Annotated in this window: 14 protein-coding genes; 6 read left to right on the top strand and 8 right to left on the bottom strand. The window is 39.8% G+C overall.

Going from position 1 to position 17354, the window contains the following annotated elements:
• Positions 1-108: 108 nt before the first annotated feature.
• From WNY98_RS09165 to WNY98_RS09155, 3 genes are all read right to left on the bottom strand, one after another.
• Entirely contained in the window at positions 109-345 is a 237-nt protein-coding gene (locus tag WNY98_RS09165; protein WP_024600116.1) for a DUF3144 domain-containing protein, read from the bottom strand.
• A 613-nt stretch (positions 346-958) separates the two neighbouring features.
• Positions 959-1138 (bottom strand): DUF6435 family protein, encoded by a 180-nt coding sequence (locus WNY98_RS09160; protein ID WP_007375469.1) that lies wholly within the window; start codon positions 1136-1138, stop codon positions 959-961.
• 138 nt (positions 1139-1276) lie between these two features.
• Positions 1277-2452 (bottom strand): PQQ-dependent sugar dehydrogenase, encoded by a 1176-nt coding sequence (locus WNY98_RS09155; RefSeq protein WP_342877715.1) that lies wholly within the window; start codon positions 2450-2452, stop codon positions 1277-1279.
• 268 nt (positions 2453-2720) lie between these two features.
• On the opposite strand from WNY98_RS09155, the gene WNY98_RS09150 reads away from it, so the two are divergent.
• The 3 genes from WNY98_RS09150 to WNY98_RS09140 all read left to right on the top strand — a co-directional run bounded on the left by WNY98_RS09150 (position 2721) and on the right by WNY98_RS09140 (position 6006).
• Positions 2721-3764: an iron-sulfur cluster-binding domain-containing protein gene (locus WNY98_RS09150; RefSeq protein ID WP_342877714.1), complete on the top strand. Its 1044-nt coding sequence runs from the start codon at positions 2721-2723 to the stop codon at positions 3762-3764.
• On the top strand, positions 3761-4813 hold the full coding sequence (locus WNY98_RS09145; protein WP_024600119.1) for an acyl-CoA desaturase: 1053 nt from the start codon (positions 3761-3763) through the stop codon (positions 4811-4813). The genes WNY98_RS09150 and WNY98_RS09145 overlap by 4 nt, the downstream gene beginning before the upstream one ends.
• Before the next feature lie 191 nt (positions 4814-5004).
• Positions 5005-6006 (top strand): branched-chain amino acid aminotransferase, encoded by a 1002-nt coding sequence (locus WNY98_RS09140; protein ID WP_272941825.1) that lies wholly within the window; start codon positions 5005-5007, stop codon positions 6004-6006.
• Between the two features lie 81 nt (positions 6007-6087).
• Here WNY98_RS09140 and WNY98_RS09135 read toward each other — a convergent pair whose 3' ends face one another.
• Positions 6088-8658, bottom strand: a complete 2571-nt coding sequence (locus WNY98_RS09135; protein WP_342877713.1) for a TonB-dependent receptor — start codon at positions 8656-8658, stop codon at positions 6088-6090.
• A 511-nt stretch (positions 8659-9169) separates the two neighbouring features.
• Positions 9170-9484 (bottom strand): DUF962 domain-containing protein, encoded by a 315-nt coding sequence (locus WNY98_RS09130; protein ID WP_342877712.1) that lies wholly within the window; start codon positions 9482-9484, stop codon positions 9170-9172.
• Between the two features lie 164 nt (positions 9485-9648).
• Between WNY98_RS09130 and WNY98_RS09125 the strand changes: the two genes are divergently transcribed.
• Positions 9649-11805: a prolyl oligopeptidase family serine peptidase gene (locus WNY98_RS09125; protein WP_342877711.1), complete on the top strand. Its 2157-nt coding sequence runs from the start codon at positions 9649-9651 to the stop codon at positions 11803-11805.
• Between the two features lie 97 nt (positions 11806-11902).
• Here the strand turns inward: WNY98_RS09125 and WNY98_RS09120 are convergent, their stop codons facing one another.
• Positions 11903-13195, bottom strand: a complete 1293-nt coding sequence (locus WNY98_RS09120; RefSeq protein WP_342877710.1) for an anti-phage deoxyguanosine triphosphatase — start codon at positions 13193-13195, stop codon at positions 11903-11905.
• Positions 13196-13379: 184 nt separating this feature from the next.
• On the opposite strand from WNY98_RS09120, the gene WNY98_RS09115 reads away from it, so the two are divergent.
• The gene (locus WNY98_RS09115) at positions 13380-14186 is read left to right on the top strand and encodes a glucosaminidase domain-containing protein (protein WP_024600124.1); all 807 of its coding nucleotides are present in this window, start codon (positions 13380-13382) and stop codon (positions 14184-14186) included.
• Positions 14179-14847: a DUF2987 domain-containing protein gene (locus tag WNY98_RS09110; RefSeq protein ID WP_024600125.1), complete on the top strand. Its 669-nt coding sequence runs from the start codon at positions 14179-14181 to the stop codon at positions 14845-14847. Before WNY98_RS09115 ends, WNY98_RS09110 begins: the two co-directional genes overlap by 8 nt.
• A 91-nt stretch (positions 14848-14938) precedes the next feature.
• On the opposite strand, the gene WNY98_RS09105 is transcribed toward WNY98_RS09110, so the two are convergent.
• Both WNY98_RS09105 and WNY98_RS09100 read right to left on the bottom strand, forming a co-directional pair.
• Positions 14939-15943, bottom strand: coding sequence for a LacI family DNA-binding transcriptional regulator (locus tag WNY98_RS09105; protein WP_342877709.1), 1005 nt, complete (start codon positions 15941-15943; stop codon positions 14939-14941).
• A 62-nt stretch (positions 15944-16005) separates the two neighbouring features.
• Positions 16006-17328 carry an MFS transporter gene (locus WNY98_RS09100; protein ID WP_165734906.1) on the bottom strand — a complete coding sequence of 441 codons (1323 nt, stop codon included), beginning with the start codon at positions 17326-17328 and terminating at the stop codon, positions 16006-16008.
• Positions 17329-17354: the final 26 nt, after the last annotated feature.

Here is a 17354-nt window from a genome sequence, read left to right as displayed (position 1 = left end):
ATAAGAAAGCTTATAGTAATCATAAATTCTATGGTGAGGGATGGTGTCATGTGGGATCCTAAAATGGTTTGAAATTAGGAATTGACACCATAGTCACTTGTTATATGTTTATTTGCTGGAGTAGTGCTCAATAGAGTTCCTAAGCATATCCTCATACATTTCAATATACTCTGTAATATTAGCTTCGAGGTTGTTTGGGGATGATTTATCAAGAATGTTTTGAGCATTGTAGCAAGCGGTAGCAAATAGCATTGAAGAGCTTGCTTGAGACATTGAAGTCTCAGTTTCAACTTCAATCGCTTTTTCTAAATACCGGCCGACTACTTCTTCAAATTTTTCATCCATACTCTGAACATTCCCTAAACATATAATAGCTTTATCAGAGGACACTTTCCTCTTTTTATGAGCAAAGTATGTCCTCTTAGTTATTTTTAATAGTAATAGCAAATCTTGTAACACATTGCCAGTTATAAACTTTCAGGCGGGTTGTTCTTTTAATGATATGCACAAATGAGGAAAACGTCCTCATTTTTTGACTTAGGAGGAAAAACGCCAGTACTGTACGTAAATACAGCAATTACATATTTAAAATGAAAGCTAAAAGCCTTTTTAAATGATTTAACAGCCACTAAAAAACGGCGGCGATAATGCAAGTAACCGCTTTAAGTACACTGTTTGTGTAAGCATATTATAAAAGGTGGTTTACTGGTGGTGGAAGTTGTAAAAACGAGGTCATTAATTATTTACTAAACGCGTCTACCTACTATTAAAGTAAGGCTGACACGCTTAAGTATACTGATACCAATCGACTTAAGTATTTAGCCTTTCTAGCGTGCTAAATAAAGCGTTAACGGCGTTATAAATTTCTCATGTAGAACAACTACATGTCGAATTTATGCCTTGTTATCACTCTATTTATCCGTCGCTATAAATGTCTAATAACTTAACACGATTGGTATTATTTAGCTTTTTTTGCCTCTAGAGTTTCTATTTCACTCCAGATTTTTTCGGCTTCTGCACTTAACATGGCAAAGCTTTTAATGTCGCCTTTTCTTTGTGCCTGCATGCCTTGCTCTAGTTTTACGTCGTATTCTTTACGCAGTTTTTTTACGGGATCAGGCTTTAAAAATGAAAACATTAGTATTCTCTTAATTTATTAAATTATATGTATTTAGTGTACGCATTAATTGGCTTAATAGTTCTTTGTTTGGTGAAAATGTTTACTTTGCGCTTTTAAAACGCAAAGTAAACGCAGTGTAATTTTGCGTGCTAGTGTTTATTTTTCTGGCTCTAGGCGTTTAATACCTCGGCCATCAATACCTAAATAAATAAAACCATCACTGCCTTGGGCTAAGCTGCGTACTCTGCCTATTCCATCGAGTATTTTATATTGCTTAACAACCTTACCCTTTGAGATTTCCAATGCGCTAATAAATGCAAATTTCATTGATGCTAATAATAGCTTACCTTTAAGCTTTGGGTATTTATCACTCGTTACATACAACATATCGGAAGGGGCAATTGAAGGGGTCCAGTGTAATACGGGCGATTGCATGCCGTCTTTTTCTTTAAGGTCTGTAAACTTGGTACCGCTGTAGTTAACGCCATAACTTACTAAAGGCCATCCGTAGTTAGCGCCTTTTTTTATTATATTAAGCTCATCGCCGCCGCGTGGCCCGTGTTCGTGAGACCATAAAATATTATTTTGATTATCAAACCACATGCCTTGTGGATTACGGTGTCCATAAGACCATACCGCATGTTTTGCATTTTTTTGTTTAACAAACGGATTATCACTTGGGATATTACCATTTTCGTGTAAGCGATAAATTTTACCGCCGTCCCGCGTGAGATCTTGTGGGTTTATATCGCGCGAGCCGCGATCGCCAATTGAAAAATAAACATAACCTTCATCATCAAACACAATACGACTGCCATAGTGCTGGCCTTTGGTACTATTATGCTCGCCTTTGTATAGCAATTGCTGATCAGACAACTGCGTATGATCGTCACTTAGCTTAGCGCGCATTAAGGCGGTGTTACTGCCGCTTCCTTTGCCCTCACTACTTGAGTAACTAAAGTACAGCCATTGGTTTTGCTTACTATCGGTGTGTAGTGATAAATCAAGTAATCCACCTTGGCCATTAGCGTCAATGTCGGGCAGCCCAGAGACTTTAGTTAACGTAGTGGTATTTTTAGGTAATAAAAATAACGTTCCACTGCGCTCAGATATTAATAAATCACCATTAGCTAAAGGCTCAATAGCCCAAGGTATAACCACACCTTCTGCCGCTGTTACTGCGTTAACGCTAAGCGCTAAATTATTGAGTTCTTTATAGTTTTTTACGTAATCGCTTTTTGCATGCGCGGGTGCGTTAGTAGCAAATATAGCAATGGCTAGGCCTGCACTTATTAGTTTAGGGAGTGTGTTACGTGACATTAAATTTATCATTATGGCTTCCAAAATTAATTCAGTCTTACATCACCTTAACATGGCATAAATAAATTTGTTAAGCGTTGAGTTGAATGAAAAATACACACTTCTATTTTTATAAAATTACCTCTTCTCAGGAAATTGTTTTAGCAATTAGTGCTAATAAAAAATTGAATAATTACTCTATTGGGGTTGAAAACTTAAAATTTGAGCGTACACTTGTGCGCTGAAGTTTGGGCGTACACGTGTAAGTTCAAAATAATTAAGATTTGATAGAGATTTAACCATGATGATTCAAGTACTAAACCAATTTTCAAAATGGTTTTTACACCATCAAAGTTTTGCAGGCTACATAGAGCCAATAATGCAGGTGTTTAAACCTGCATGGCGTGCAGGGCAGTTTAGAGCGCAAGTAGTTAGTACCGCTGTGCTTGATGGCGGCTTTTTAAGTGTGCAGCTTAAGCCGAGTAAACAATGGCAGGCGCATACGTCAGGGCAGCATATAAGTTTAACGCTTGAAATTAATGGGCGATTATTAACACGCGTTTTTACCGTGGCCTCAAGCGCTCAGCAATTTAAAAATACAGGTTTGGTGCGCTTACTAATCAAAACAAATACGCAAGGGCGCTTTACAGGCTTACTCAGTAGCGCATTAAAAGCGGGTTTGTGGTGCAATATTTCTGCGCCAAACGGCGACTTTGTATTTAAAAATACACATACACCGGCTACTTTTGTTGCCGGTGGGTCGGGTATAACACCTATGCTGGCTATGCTTGATGATTACTTAGGCCAGACTACACAAAAAGTCTCGTTAGTGTATTACGCAAAAGCCACTGAGCATCAATGTGTTGATGAGCTAAGTGAGTTGGCGGCGCAGTTTGAGCATTTTTCGTTTTTATTATTAACGCGTGAGCAATCAAGCTACATAACCAGCAATATTAAGCCGTGGGAAAACCCAGACATATACTGCTGTGGCCCTGCTGCATTTATGCAGACGGTGAGCGATTTTGCTAAAACGCATAAGCTAAATTACTACCAAGAAGCATTTGGTTTGGCGCTGCCTAGCTTAAACGACGACAGCCAATTTAATGTGAAAATTAACGCAAGTGCCCATGTTGTATCGGGCAACGATGTTTTACTGACTCAGTTTGAAGAAAAAAAGCTACCCGTTAAACGCGGTTGCGGTATTGGTATTTGCCATCAATGCCAATGTATTAAAAAGTCAGGCGTGGTACGTAATTTAAAAACAGGTGAATTGAGTGACAACGGCGAGCAATTAATACAACTTTGCGTAAGCCAACCTGTTAGTGATTTGGAGTTACAATTATGAAAAACATTAACTATGACATGCTCGCAAGCGAGCTAGATGCCATTAAAATGGACACCCTTGGTAAAGTAGGCCAACAAGATGCCGACTACATTCGCTCTGTTGTACGCAAACAGCGAGTGTGTGAATGGAGCGGGCGAATTTTGCTTATGCTTGGTTTTATTCAGCCATTATTATGGGTTGCAGGCGTGTTATTACTAGCGCTGGCTAAAATTTTAGACAATATGGAAATTGGCCACAATGTAATGCACGGCCAATACGATTGGATGAACGACAAGCAACTTAACTCACAGCATTATGAATGGGACATTGCGTGCGATGGACAAAGCTGGCACCGCGTTCATAACTTTGAACACCATACGTATACTAATATTATTGGTAAAGACAGAGACTTTGGTTATGGATTATTACGCCTGAGCGATGATTTTAAGTGGCGTTTTAAAAATGTATGGCAGTTTTTTACGTATATTAATTTAAGTGTGCTATTTCAGTGGGGCGTGTCGTATCACGAGTTAGCTGCAGAGCGTGTTTTTATTGGTAAAAAGAAAGAAAACCGCGAAGGGCTTGTATCGCACTCAACACTAAAGCAACGCTTTTTTAGTAAAGGCGCTCGCCAGTTAATTAAAGATTATGTGATATTTCCGTTACTTGCAGGGCCTTTATTTTTATGGGTATTGGCGGGGAATTTAGTGGCAAACTTAATCCGTAATTTATGGACTTCGACCATAATATTTTGTGGTCACTTTACTGAAGAAACAGAGACCTTTAAACAAGAAGACTGCGTAAACGAAACCCAAGGGCAGTGGTATTACCGCCAAGTACTGGGCTCGTCTAATATTAAAGGGTCGCATTGGTTTCATGTTTTAACAGGGCATTTGAGCTGCCAAATAGAGCATCACTTATTTCCAGATATGCCGTCTTCGCGCTATCAAGAAGTTGCACCTCAAGTACAAGCTGTTTTGCAAAAACACGGTATTGATTATCACACTGGTGGCTTTTTTAGACAGTATACGTCGGTGTTAAAACGTATTATTAAATACTCGTTTAAATAAATTATTTGTTTTAAAAAATCGATCTATGTAACAGCATAGGTCGATTTTTTTGTTTATAGCACCCAAAGCGGTTGATTAGTAAACAGCACTTGCAAAAAATTCTCATAGTTAATTAAAAAAGCCTTACTTTAGCTATGGTTAAATAGCGTGTGATTGTCATACAATGGAGGGAAATAGACCACACAAGAGAGATTAAAATGGCCGCATTTGGTACCGTGTTTATGCCGCAGATGATTCAAGCTCGTTTTTCTGATAATAAATGGAGCGAAAGCTCAATTGTCCCTTCCGATAAACTTGAACTTCATGCTGGTGCGCACGTTCTTCATTATTCAAGTACATGTTTTGAAGGCTTAAAAGCCTTTCGCCATGAAGATGGTTCTGTTTATCTTTTTAGAATGGATGCAAACATTGCACGCATGCAACAAAGCTCAGCGCTACTAAGCTTACCGAGTTTTGACAGCGATATGCTAAAAACGATGATTATCGATATTATGCGTGAATATGCAGATGAAACGCCATTACCGCCGGGTTCTATGTATATTCGCCCAACGCACATTGGTACTGAGGCTGCAATTGGTAAAGCCGCAGCACCATCAATGAGCTCGCTTTTATACACATTACTATCGCCAGTAGGTGATTACTTTGCCGGTGGTGCAACTGCACTACGTGTACTGCTTGAAGAAGATGGCATGCGCTGCGCTCCGCACATGGGTATGGTAAAAAGTGGTGGTAACTACGCCAGTGCACTAGCACCTATTAGCGCTGCACGTATTAAGTATCAAGCCGATCAAATTTTGTTTTGCCCAGGTGGCGACGTACAAGAAACCGGTGCCGCTAACTTTATACTTATTGATGGCAACGAGATTATTACTAAAGCGCTTGATAGCACCTTTTTACACGGTGTTACACGCAACAGTATTTTAACCATTGCAAAAGATTTAGGTATGACGGTAAGCGAGCGTAACTTTAGCGTTACTGAGCTACTAGAGCGTGCGGCTAAACCTGGCACTGAAGCTGCGCTTTCGGGCACTGCAGCTGTACTAACTGCTGTGGGTACGTTTATTCATAACGATAAAGAATACAAAGTTGGTACTGGCGAACCAGGCCCAACGACAGCACGCCTTCGCCAAGCATTGAACGATATTCAATGGGGTAAAAGTGAAGACAAGCACGGCTGGTTAACTAAAATCTAATAATAGATTTAATAGCAACTCGCATTAAAAAGCCACCTAATCGGTGGCTTTTGTGTGTTTGGGTACTTTAAGCTGTGCTTATTAAAACTTCATTTCTATTTTACCGTACACGTAGCGTCCGTTAAATCCATACGGTGAAAAGCTTGAGTATGCGAATAAACGTGAGAAGGTGCTTACTTCGTCAACATTTTCGCGTGTTGCGTCTGGGTAAATATCAAAAATGTTATTCGCTCCCAAGCTTAACGATACGTTATTGGTAAGTGCATAAGCTACGTCTAAATCAGTGATCCATTTTGGTTTTAGTACTTCATTTAGCTCAGCCGTTGATGATGGATCTTGAGTTTCACCGTAGCGTGTTGTTCTAAGCGTTGTACGAATATCATCGTTAGTCCACGTTGCACTTAAGTTGTACTTATTACGCGGTGTGCTTACTTCAAAGCGACGCAGCTCATTACCGGAGAATAAGTTGTCTTGATCAAACCCAGCGCCTTGTAGCTCTGCTGGTGGGTCGATGATATTGGTCACTTCATTTTTGCCGTAGTTATAACCGAGGTTAAAGGCTAAATCGCCGTAACCATCGGTTGCTACATTATAAGAGGCAACCACATCAACACCACGGGTTTTACTGTCAATTGCGTTTAAGAAGAAGCGGCCCTGATTAGCACCGGTACCTTCAAGTAGTTGCTCAATAGCAGCGCCCGATAAGTTGTTTGATAACACAATGCGGTCATCAATTAATATTTGGTAGTAATCAACCGATAAGCTGAAATTAAAGTCGGTAGACCATGTAAAACCAACGCCGTAGTTTGTTGCTTCCTCGGCATCAAGACCAGGTGAGCCTAGTGCTTTTGCTACATCGCTGCCTGGTGCAAATGTGCCGGTTTCGGTTGGTTCGCCATCAACAAATACAGTGGCTACTGAGGTAAAGTATTGCTGTTGTAACGACGGTGCTCTAAAACCAGTAGAAACCGATGCGCGCAGCGCTAAGTCTTCAGTTAATGAATAACGAGTCGCAATTTTACCATTAATGGTATCGCCAAAATCTGAGTAATCTTCATAACGGGCGGCAACCGCTAAATTCCAATCGTCGGTTAGGTAGGTTTCAAGGTCGATATAAAAGCTCACGTTATGGCGGCTATTGTCGCCTTCTGATTCGGGTGTAAAACCTGGAAATACTTGTGAACCCGCTGCGCCAAATGGGCCATCAACTGGGTCGGTTACTGCACCACCTGGGCCAAATGTGCCTTGTGCATATGAAGCTTCTTCACCTGCATCAATTTGGTACCCTTCGCGGCGATACTCAGCACCTACGGCCACACTTACTGAACTTTCTAAAAAGCTGACGTCTACCTCACGATTAAAATCAACATTTAAGGTAAGTTGATCGTAGGTAAGTGTTCCGGCATCAAAGCTTGTTTGGCTAGTAGGGCCGTATGAGGTATTTAAGCTATTTATAACGCCAAACTCGAACGCATCTTGACCATAGACTGCCGATACATCGTAATTCCATTCATTTATAAAACCTTTAGCGCCAAGTGCCAGCGAAAAGTCATCTATGTCTGAAGTAATAACCGGTAAAAAGCCATCAGGGTATACTTCTTCTATATTACGGCTATCACTCGCGCGGCGATAAAACCCGCCACCTTCGCCTTCACGTTTGCTGTAAGAGCCAAACGAATATAAATCGATATCGTTTGTTAATTGATAACCTGCGTTATAAAACATTGAAAAGTCTTCAACATCGCCATTACCAAAGTTATGGTTATAACGGTTTACGGTAAGTTCACGAGGGTCTAACGAGCCATCATCTAATCGTGCGTAGTTTTCACGGTTATCGTAGTCTGAGCGGTTAGTTGAATGGCGGTCGCGATATTCTGTTGAGATGTTAAAAAAACCATTATCGCCAAGTTCAAAACCCATATTACCTTGAAGTGTGAGTGTTTGGCCGTCTGTTAAAGAGCGATCGCCCCCTTCGGTAAATGCTAAATTTCCGTCGCTACCTTCAGATACAGATTCAAGCTGTGGTACACCGTCCATTTCGGTTACGTTAGCACCATAAATAGCCGCAACTGAGCCACCACTACTTGCGCTTTTAAGCACAATATTAATAACACCCGCTATAGCGTCAGAGCCGTATTGCGCTGCTGCTCCATCGCGTAATACTTCAATACGGGCAATAGCATTTGCTGGTATTGCATTTAAATCAACCGATGATGAACCACGACCCGTTGAGCCATTTAAGTTAAGTAATGCGTTGCTGTGGCGGCGTTTACCATTAACAAGCACTAAGGTGTGATCGGGTGCTAAACCACGAAGCTGAGCAGGGCGTACATGGTCGCTGCCATCAGTAAGTGATGCCTGCGGGAAGTTAAAGCTGGGTAATAAACTGCTAAGTAGGGCATTCGTTTCAGTAAAGCCAGAATTCTTAAGGGCATCAGCGCCAATTATATCGATGGGTACTGCGCTATCTTCTACTGTACGGCCTAATCGGCGAGAGCCAATTACGCTTATTTGTTCGATGTTTTCTTCTGCTTTAGTGTCTTGCTCTGCAGCATTTACTGAGAGCGAACCAAGTAGTGCAGCTGACGCACTCACGGCGAGTAATATTTGTGGTACCGATTGCTGTAATTTAAATAACGGTTTTCTATTCATGCTGTATTTCCCCATACCCATTGAATTATTTTAGTTTTGTACAAAAAGATAAAGAACAAACCTCTTTGTTACCTTGAACATATACTTAATTAACAAAGCCAGTCAATTGAATAACATTCAATTAATTTAGGTGTTTTTATAATTACATTTGGTTGTTTTTTATAATGACCATTGTTTTGGTTATATAGCGAAGGTGATTGCTAAGTAATTGATGGATAATGAATTATATTTAAAAGTTAAATTTAACGTTTAATTAACTGGTAAGATGAGATGGTAGGTTTAACTAGTCATGAGTAGAAAGCCATTTTTATTGGGCTGGCAATAAACAACTGTTCAGTTATAAATATTTTTAAAAACATAAAATACAAAAACACCGTTAAATGTTAGTTAAATTAACATTTAACGGGTGTGTTATAAATTATGTACTACTTATTAGAACCTATACTTTAAAGCATGAAGTAATTTTGTTTTTATAAGTAATTAGTATAAAAAAGGCTACTAAAAAATAGTGTTAAAATTTAATTTTTCCAACAAGCATGTCTTTAAACATGACCCAATCTCCCCATAAACTGTAAAAGGGGTGTTTAAAAGTAGCTGGGCGGTTTTTTTCAAAAAAGAAATGCCCGACCCACGCAAACCCATATCCAATAACAGGTAATAGCCATAATAAACTATATTGCTGTTTCAATAATGCTATTGCTACTACAGCAAGAACGAGGGCGCTTCCTATAAAATGTAAGCGGCGGCAAGTAACGTTGCGATGCTCTTTTAAATAATAAGGGTAGAAGGCTTTAAAGCTTTTAAACGTGGGGTTTGTACTTTGCATAGTGTGCTCTTTTATTGTTTTTTATTTTAATGAGGGTTGTGCTATTAAAGCGTAAGTTTACATTTGTTTACAGCGATAAATGGCGCTTAACGCATCTAAATAGACAAAAGGGCTAAAAGTTAATAACTTATGTGCACTATTAATAAATAAGAATGGAACTCAGGATGTTTAAACACACTCTAGCATGTGCTGTAATTGTAGCGCTTAGCGGCTGTTCAGAGCCAACTAATACGGTAACTCAAGAAGAAGTAAAAGCACCAATGAAGCAAGTTAATGCAGTTATATACCCAGAGACAAAAAAAGGCGATATCGTAGACACCTACTTTGAAGAAGCAGTTAGCGACCCATATCGTTGGCTTGAAGATGATATGAGCGATGAGACTGCCGATTGGGTTAAAACGCAAAACAATTTAACGTTTTCTTATTTAGAGCAGATACCTTATCGCGATAAGTTAAAGCAGCGCCTTGAAAAACTAATGAATTACGAAAAAATAGGCGCTCCTTTTACTGAAGGCGATTACACCTATTTTTATAAAAACGATGGCCTGCAAAATCAGTATGTTTTGTATCGCAGTAAAGATGGCGGCGACGTAGAAGTATTTTTAGATCCAAACAAGTTTAGTGACGATGGTACGACGTCTATGTCGGGTTTATCGTTTTCAAAAGATGGCTCATTACTCGCGTATCAAATATCTGAAGGTGGCAGCGATTGGCGTAAAATTATAGTTATTGATGCACATACTAAAGAGCAAGTTGAAGAAGCGCTAGTTGATGTTAAATTTAGTGGTATAGACTGGTTAGGCAACGAAGGCTTTTATTATTCAAGCTACGAAAAGCCTAAAGGCAGTGAGCTTTCGGCTAAAACAGATCAGCATAAAGCGTATTACCATAAGCTAGGTACTGCTCAGTCTGCTGATAGTGTTGTATTTGGTGAAACTGATGAGCAAAAACATCGCTATGTAGGCGCTGATGTAACTCATGACGGCCGCTACTTACTTATTTCAGCTAGTACATCTACTTCGGGCAATAAGCTGTTTATAAAAGATTTAGCAAAAGAACACAGTGAGTTTGTAACGGTTGTAGGAAATACTGATTCAGATACATCAGTGATTGATAACGAAGGCAGCAAGCTGTTTTTAGTTACTAACCTTAATGCACCAAACAAAAAAGTAGTGACGGTTGATGCAAGCGATCCAAGCCCTGAAAATTGGGTTGATTTAATTCCTGAAACCAAAAACGTACTAAACCTGACAAAAGGTGGCGATACCTTTTTTGCCAACTACATGGTTGATGCTATTTCGCAGGTAAAACAGTACAACAAAAAAGGCGAGCTAATTCGCGATATTTCCTTGCCAGGCGTGGGTACTGCACGTGGTTTTGGCGGTAAAAAAGATCAAACAACGCTTTATTATTCGTTCACTAACTACAAAACACCAGGCACTACTTATACGTTTGATGTAACTACGGGTGAATCGGGTGTTTATCGTAAGTCGGCTATTGATTTTAATAGCGATGATTACACGTCTGAGCAGGTGTTTTACACATCAAAAGACGGTACTAAAATACCGATGGTAATCACCTATAAAACAGACATTAAGCTTGATGGTTCAAACCCTACTATTTTATATGGTTACGGTGGTTTTAATATTAGTTTAACGCCAAGCTTTAGCCCCGTTAATGCAGTATGGCTTGAACAAGGTGGTGTGTACGCCGTTGCTAATATTCGTGGTGGCGGTGAGTACGGTAAAGACTGGCATAATGCAGGCACAAAATTGCAAAAGCAAAATGTGTTTGACGACTTTATTGCAGCGGCTGAGTACTTAAAAGATAAAAAGTACACGTCTAAAAAGCGCTTAGCACTTCGCGGTGGCTCTAATGGTGGTTTGTTAGTTGGCGCAGTGATGACGCAGCGTCCAGACTTATTTCAAGTGGCTCTACCTGCTGTAGGCGTACTTGATATGTTGCGCTACCACACATTCACTGCGGGCGCTGGTTGGGCATACGACTACGGTACGAGCGAGCAAAGCAAAGAAATGTTTGAATACATTAAAGGTTATTCACCACTTCATAATGTAAAAGCAGGTGTTGAGTATCCAGCCACTATGATCACAACTGGTGATCATGATGACCGCGTTGTCCCTTCGCATTCGTTTAAGTTTGCCGCTGAGCTTCAAGCAAAGCAAACGGGTAATAATCCAACGCTTATTCGCATAGAAACCAATGCAGGGCATGGCGCAGGTACTCCAACAAGCAAAACAATTGAGCAGTACGCTGATATATTTGGTTTTACGCTATACAACATGGGTGTAGAGTCGTTATAAAAGCGATTTAACTAAATAGCTAACTTTAATAGCTGAGCAAAAAGGCCGAGTAAATTTAATTTACTCGGCCTTTTCAATGTTAGCAGTTAGCAGTCAGCTACTGCATAGGTGAAAACAATCGCTGATACGTTTTATAAGCGTACTCGTCGGTCATTCCGCTTAAGTAATCGCAAATTATACGCATACCTTGGCTTTGCTTTTGCGCTTCTATGTATTGTGCTTGTGTTGTTTCGGGCAATAAACGCAGCGGATCGCTAGCAAACGCCGTAAATAACTCTATTAGTAAATTTTGACCTTTAAATTCTATTTGCTGCATTTCGGGGTCACGTATTAAACGTTGAAACACAAAATGCTTAAGTATTTGCAATACACTGTCGTATTGGGCATCTAATTTAGCGGTGTACTTTAAAATAGGGCATTCAAAGTCATCGTTTTGAACATCTAAATGTATATGAATAATAAAGGTATTAACCAGCTCACCTATGGCATCTTTTCGCTCATAATCATTTTTTGAAAACAAACGCTGGGTCAGCGATTCAAGCATGGTGTTTAACCAGTCAAAATTTAGTGCTTTTAAATGAGGTAGAGCATGAGTTTGCCAATCGTCTAATGTGAGTACGTGGGTTGCAATGGCATCTTCTAAGTCGTGTACCGCGTACGCTATATCGTCGGCGTGTTCCATTATGGCGCTATCGAGCGATTTATACGTTGTTTTAGCGCGGTACTTATCAATAGCGGCATGGCTACCTAGCAATGTTTTATCGTTTTCACTTAGTGGTTCTACTATCCAATTAAATATGGCTGCATCGTCGTTGTATAACCCTTTGGCAGGTCTCCAATCATCCGCTTTTATAAATGCACGACCGGTTGTATCGTCAGGAATGTTATGCCAAAGCGTATTAATAAACGCGGGGTATTTTATAAAGCCTAATAAAGTACGACGAGTGAGGTTCATGCCGTGGCCATTACTGTAGGGCTCAAGTTTTGCAACTATGCGCAGTGTTTGTGCGTTACCTTCAAAACCACCGTGATCGCGCATCATGTAATTGAGTGCTATTTCACCACCATGCCCAAAAGGCGGATGGCCAATATCGTGCGCTAAACAGAGTGTTTCTAGCAGTCCGGTTGATGGAAAGTGCGTAAAGTCGCTATGTTTCGCTTTTAAATGGCGTAATATGCCAGTACCAATTTGCGATACTTCTAAAGAGTGGGTAAGGCGAGTGCGGTAAAAGTCGTTTAGGCCAATACCCATAATTTGGGTTTTAGCTTGCAAACGTCTAAATGCAGCGGCATGAATAATACGCGAACGATCGACCTGCCACGGCGAGCGGTTATCGTTAGGGCGATGTTTATATTGCTCTATTATTCGGCTTTGCCATTGTTTATCCATACTGCTTACTCACACATAGTTAATATTATTAAACTTTGCCCAGTATACCCATGGACTTATAAATTGCGAATGAACAAATGCACTACTTTTCGTTATTCGCGTTTATAAAGTGGCTTAGGTATAATGTGCCTTCGTATGCTTGTGTATTAACCATGCATAATTAGTTGTTTGAAAGAGAGAATACATGCTAAGAATTATTTTTCAGTTTTTGTTAACCGTATTTTTTGTATGGGCGCTTGCATATCCGTTTATACAAAGTGACGACGTTGATCAGGATGAACAAACGTCAGAACAACCCAAAAAAGTGAAGAAAAAAGAAAAACCATTACATAACGTAAAATTACCTAAGTTTTCTGAATTTAGTGATGTAAAAGAAAAAAAACATGCATTTTTTAGCTTTATCCGCCCGCATGTAGAAGCCGAAAACAAAAAAATACTACAGCAACGCGCTAAGCTAGAAATAGCACGCATGATGCTACAAAACGAATTACCTTTAGAAAAAAAGCAAAGCAAAGATATTGCTAAAATTTTAAAGTCATACGGCTTACCAACCACGGTTGATACGCTCATACTTACGCAAGCATTACGCCGTGTTGATATAATTCCTAAAGAATTAGCGCTTATGCAAGCTGCAAATGAATCTGCGTGGGGCACATCACGTTTTGCACGTATTGGCCTTAACTTTTTTGGTCAGTGGTGTTACACAAAAGGTTGTGGCATGGTGCCAAAACGCCGTAATACCGGGGCTGCGCACGAAGTTGCTGCGTTTAAATCGGTAAGAGCTGCTATAAACTCTTACTTTAAAAACATAAATACGCATCCTGCTTATAAAGATTTGCGCGCAATACGTGAAAACTTACGTCTTGAGCAAAAACCAATTTTAGCGACTGAACTTACACATGGTTTAATGTCTTACTCTGAGCGCGGTGAAGCGTATATAGAAGAGTTAAACACCATGATTAGCCAAAATAGAGCCTACTTTGATGAATAAATACATTTTTAATTGTACCAACGCTATTGCGTTAGTACTGCTGAGCATTAGTGCATTTAATGTAAATGCCAGAGAGTTTGTGATGTCGTATGACGGTTTTTACGACCGCTTAAAAATTGTTAACAAAGGCGATTTTCAATATGCGCGAGTTAACTTTTACATTAGTGATATTGGTACTAATGAAACGTGTGCGATTAAAAGCGGTACTATTTTAACCGAAAGAAACGAGTATCCACTTAACTTTACCGATAAAGCACAATTACTATTGCCGTTCGATAAGCAGCTTGATACCGATAAAGCGGTCATTGTAGTAGAGCCTCTCAATCCTGTGCACGATTGCCAATTAAAGCTACAAATAGAAGCAAACGAACTTGAAGGTTTAGCGTTTTCAAAGCAGTCGTTATATACCATTAACGACGAACTTGATGAGCTGTTAACTGATTTGTCGGGCTTTTTTGTAAGTAAATTAATGTGGTTTTTATTACCAGAGCAAAAGGGCGTAGCAGTTACATTTAAAAGCCCAATGCAATTTGATGATAAGAGCATAACGTGTGAAAAGTCAGTATGTTACTTTGCAGTTGAAGATAGCTGGGAAGATGATAGCGCGGTGCTTGGCGATATATCGCAAGTAATAAAAGTAACGCCTTGGATTGTTAAGTGATCAGCATTTAGCTAAGTAGCTAACCTATAAAAAGCGGCATTTAGCCGCTTTTTTTGTACCAAATTCTGTACTCGTTTTTAGCCTTTAGCTTTTATTTAATAAGCGGTGCTGAAGAGTCTCGCTGCATTAAAGTGGGTTCAAAAAACCGATTTATAACGAGGTTTTTATTTTGATATACGTCTTTAAGCACTAGTTTTGCTGCCATTTCGCCCATTTTCCCGACCGGATTATCTATGGTCGTGAGTGTAGGGTACAGGTAGTTTGCAAAAATAACGTTATCAAATCCAACAATCGATAAGTCGTTTGGTAAATTATAACCGTGCTCTCGTGCGTACTTCATAGCACCGGATGCCATTTCGTCATTGGCACATACCAGTGCGGTAAAGCTAAGTTTTTCATCAATAAAATGTTTTAAGGCTTTACTACCGCCAGTTTCGTTAAAGTCGCCAATATAATAAAGAGCAGGATCAAACTTAACGCCAACTTCTGTAAGGGCTTGTTTATGACCCTCTAAGCGATTAAATGCATCGGCTTTAAACTGCGGGCCTGCAATGTACGCTATTTGTGTATGGCCTTGATTTAATATCGATTTAGTGGCCAGGTAGCCACCTAATTGGTTATCTAGGCTGATACAGTTGTCTTTTAGTTGCTCGACGTAACGGCTCATTAAATAAACAGGTGTAGAGCCTTGGCTTAATTTTATAAGGTAGTCGTCTGAGACGGCTTCTACGTGCAAAATAATGGCATCGCAGCGTCTGCTAATTAAAAACTCAATGCCTTCTTGCTCTTTGTCTTCTTCACTGTGTCCGGTGGTAATAATAACGTGTTTACCCGCAGCACGAAGCTCTGATTCAATACCAGCCATCATTTGGGCAAAGAAAGGACCATGTAACTCAGACACTAAAATACCGACACTGTTAGTGCAGTTAGAGGCTAAAGATTGCGCTATTGAATTGGGCTTGTAGCCAAGCTGCTCCATGGCATCAAGCACTTTTTGTTTAGTTTTATCGCTTACGCGGGTATTTTTGTTCATCACGCGAGAAACGGTGGCTAACGATACGCCCGCAAGCTCTGAGACTTGATAAATTGTTGCCATGTTATTTGTTCACTCGCTTATCCTTAACTACTTCGGCTAAATAATACCTTAGAGTATATATCTTAACTAGCTGTTAGTTTAGATTGAATATTTTCAACAACTTGATTAGTTAGTGTATATTTTTTCATTATGTAGGCAACAAATAATGAGCCAAAAGCAGGTAGTACAGTAAATGAAAGTAAAATACCGTGTTGGGTGTCGAGGGTTTGTACTGCATCGGCCTGATAGCTGTAAAAAGATAATAACCAGCCTGCAATTGCACCGCCTACAGCCACGCCCATTTTAATAAAAAATATGACGCCTGAATAAACCAAACCCGTAATGCGTACACCTGTTTTTTCATGCCCGTAATCTATGGTGTCGGCCATTTTTGCCCACAACAACGGGGTTGCCATATCTAAAAAGAATTTCCATAAAATAAAGGCCGCAAATGCCAATACTAAAGAGTCTTTACTAATAAAGTAACTAAAACCACAAATAGCGGCGGCAATAACTTGTAAGCTTATATAGGCCTTTATCTTACAAAAGCGCTTTGCAAGTGGTTGAGCTAAAGCACAACCTACCATGCTTGCTGCAACACCTAGCGTCATAAATAAGGTGATTAAATCGTCTCGACCTAAATAGTATTTTACGTAGTAAACAGCAAGCGTAAGCCTTAATACTTGTCCGGTAAGTAAAAAAAATGCAGCTAAGCAAAGAGTTCGCCATTGATCGTTTTTAATTAAGGCTTTAACACTTTTGGCAAAAGGAATGTTTTGCTCTTTTGGCTGTTGTATACGCTCTTTTGTGCCTAAAAAACAAAGTAAAAACAGTACAAAACCTAAAATGCTCATTGCAGTCATTGTGTATTGATAGCCTTTGGCAGCATCGCCTTGGCCAAAATACTCAACCATTGGCATAGTACAACCCGCTACTATTACGCCGCCTAGCATACCAAATACAAACCGGTAAGACTGAATAGTAACGCGCTCTTTTACATCTGCAGTAAGTACGCCGCCCAATGCACAATAAGGGATATTAATAGCGGTGTAGACAACCATAAGAAGTGTGTAAGTAGTAAAGGCATAAATTATTTTATCGGTGCCTTCTAAATCGGGCGTAGTGAACGCTAAAATACTTATAATAGCAAAAGGAAGTGCAAGCCAAAGTAAGTAGGGGCGAAAGTGCCCCCAGCGCGTATGTGTTTTGTCAGCAAGGTTACCCATTAATGGATCGGTTACGGCATCAAAAATACGCACTGCTAAAAACATAGTACCAACAACGGCAGGCGATAAACCTACTACATCTGTGTAGTACAGCATTAAAAACATCATAACTGTTTGAAAAATAATATTACTGGCGGTGTCGCCTAAGCCATACGCTATTTTTTCTTTTACACTGACCATGATTGTTTATCCCGCTTTGTGCTTAT

This window comes from Pseudoalteromonas sp. AS71, assembly GCF_038900275.1.
GTDB lineage: Bacteria > Pseudomonadota > Gammaproteobacteria > Enterobacterales > Alteromonadaceae > Pseudoalteromonas.
The sequence above is the reverse complement of the archived record's forward strand: the minus strand, read 5'-3'. Positions and strand labels throughout refer to the sequence as shown.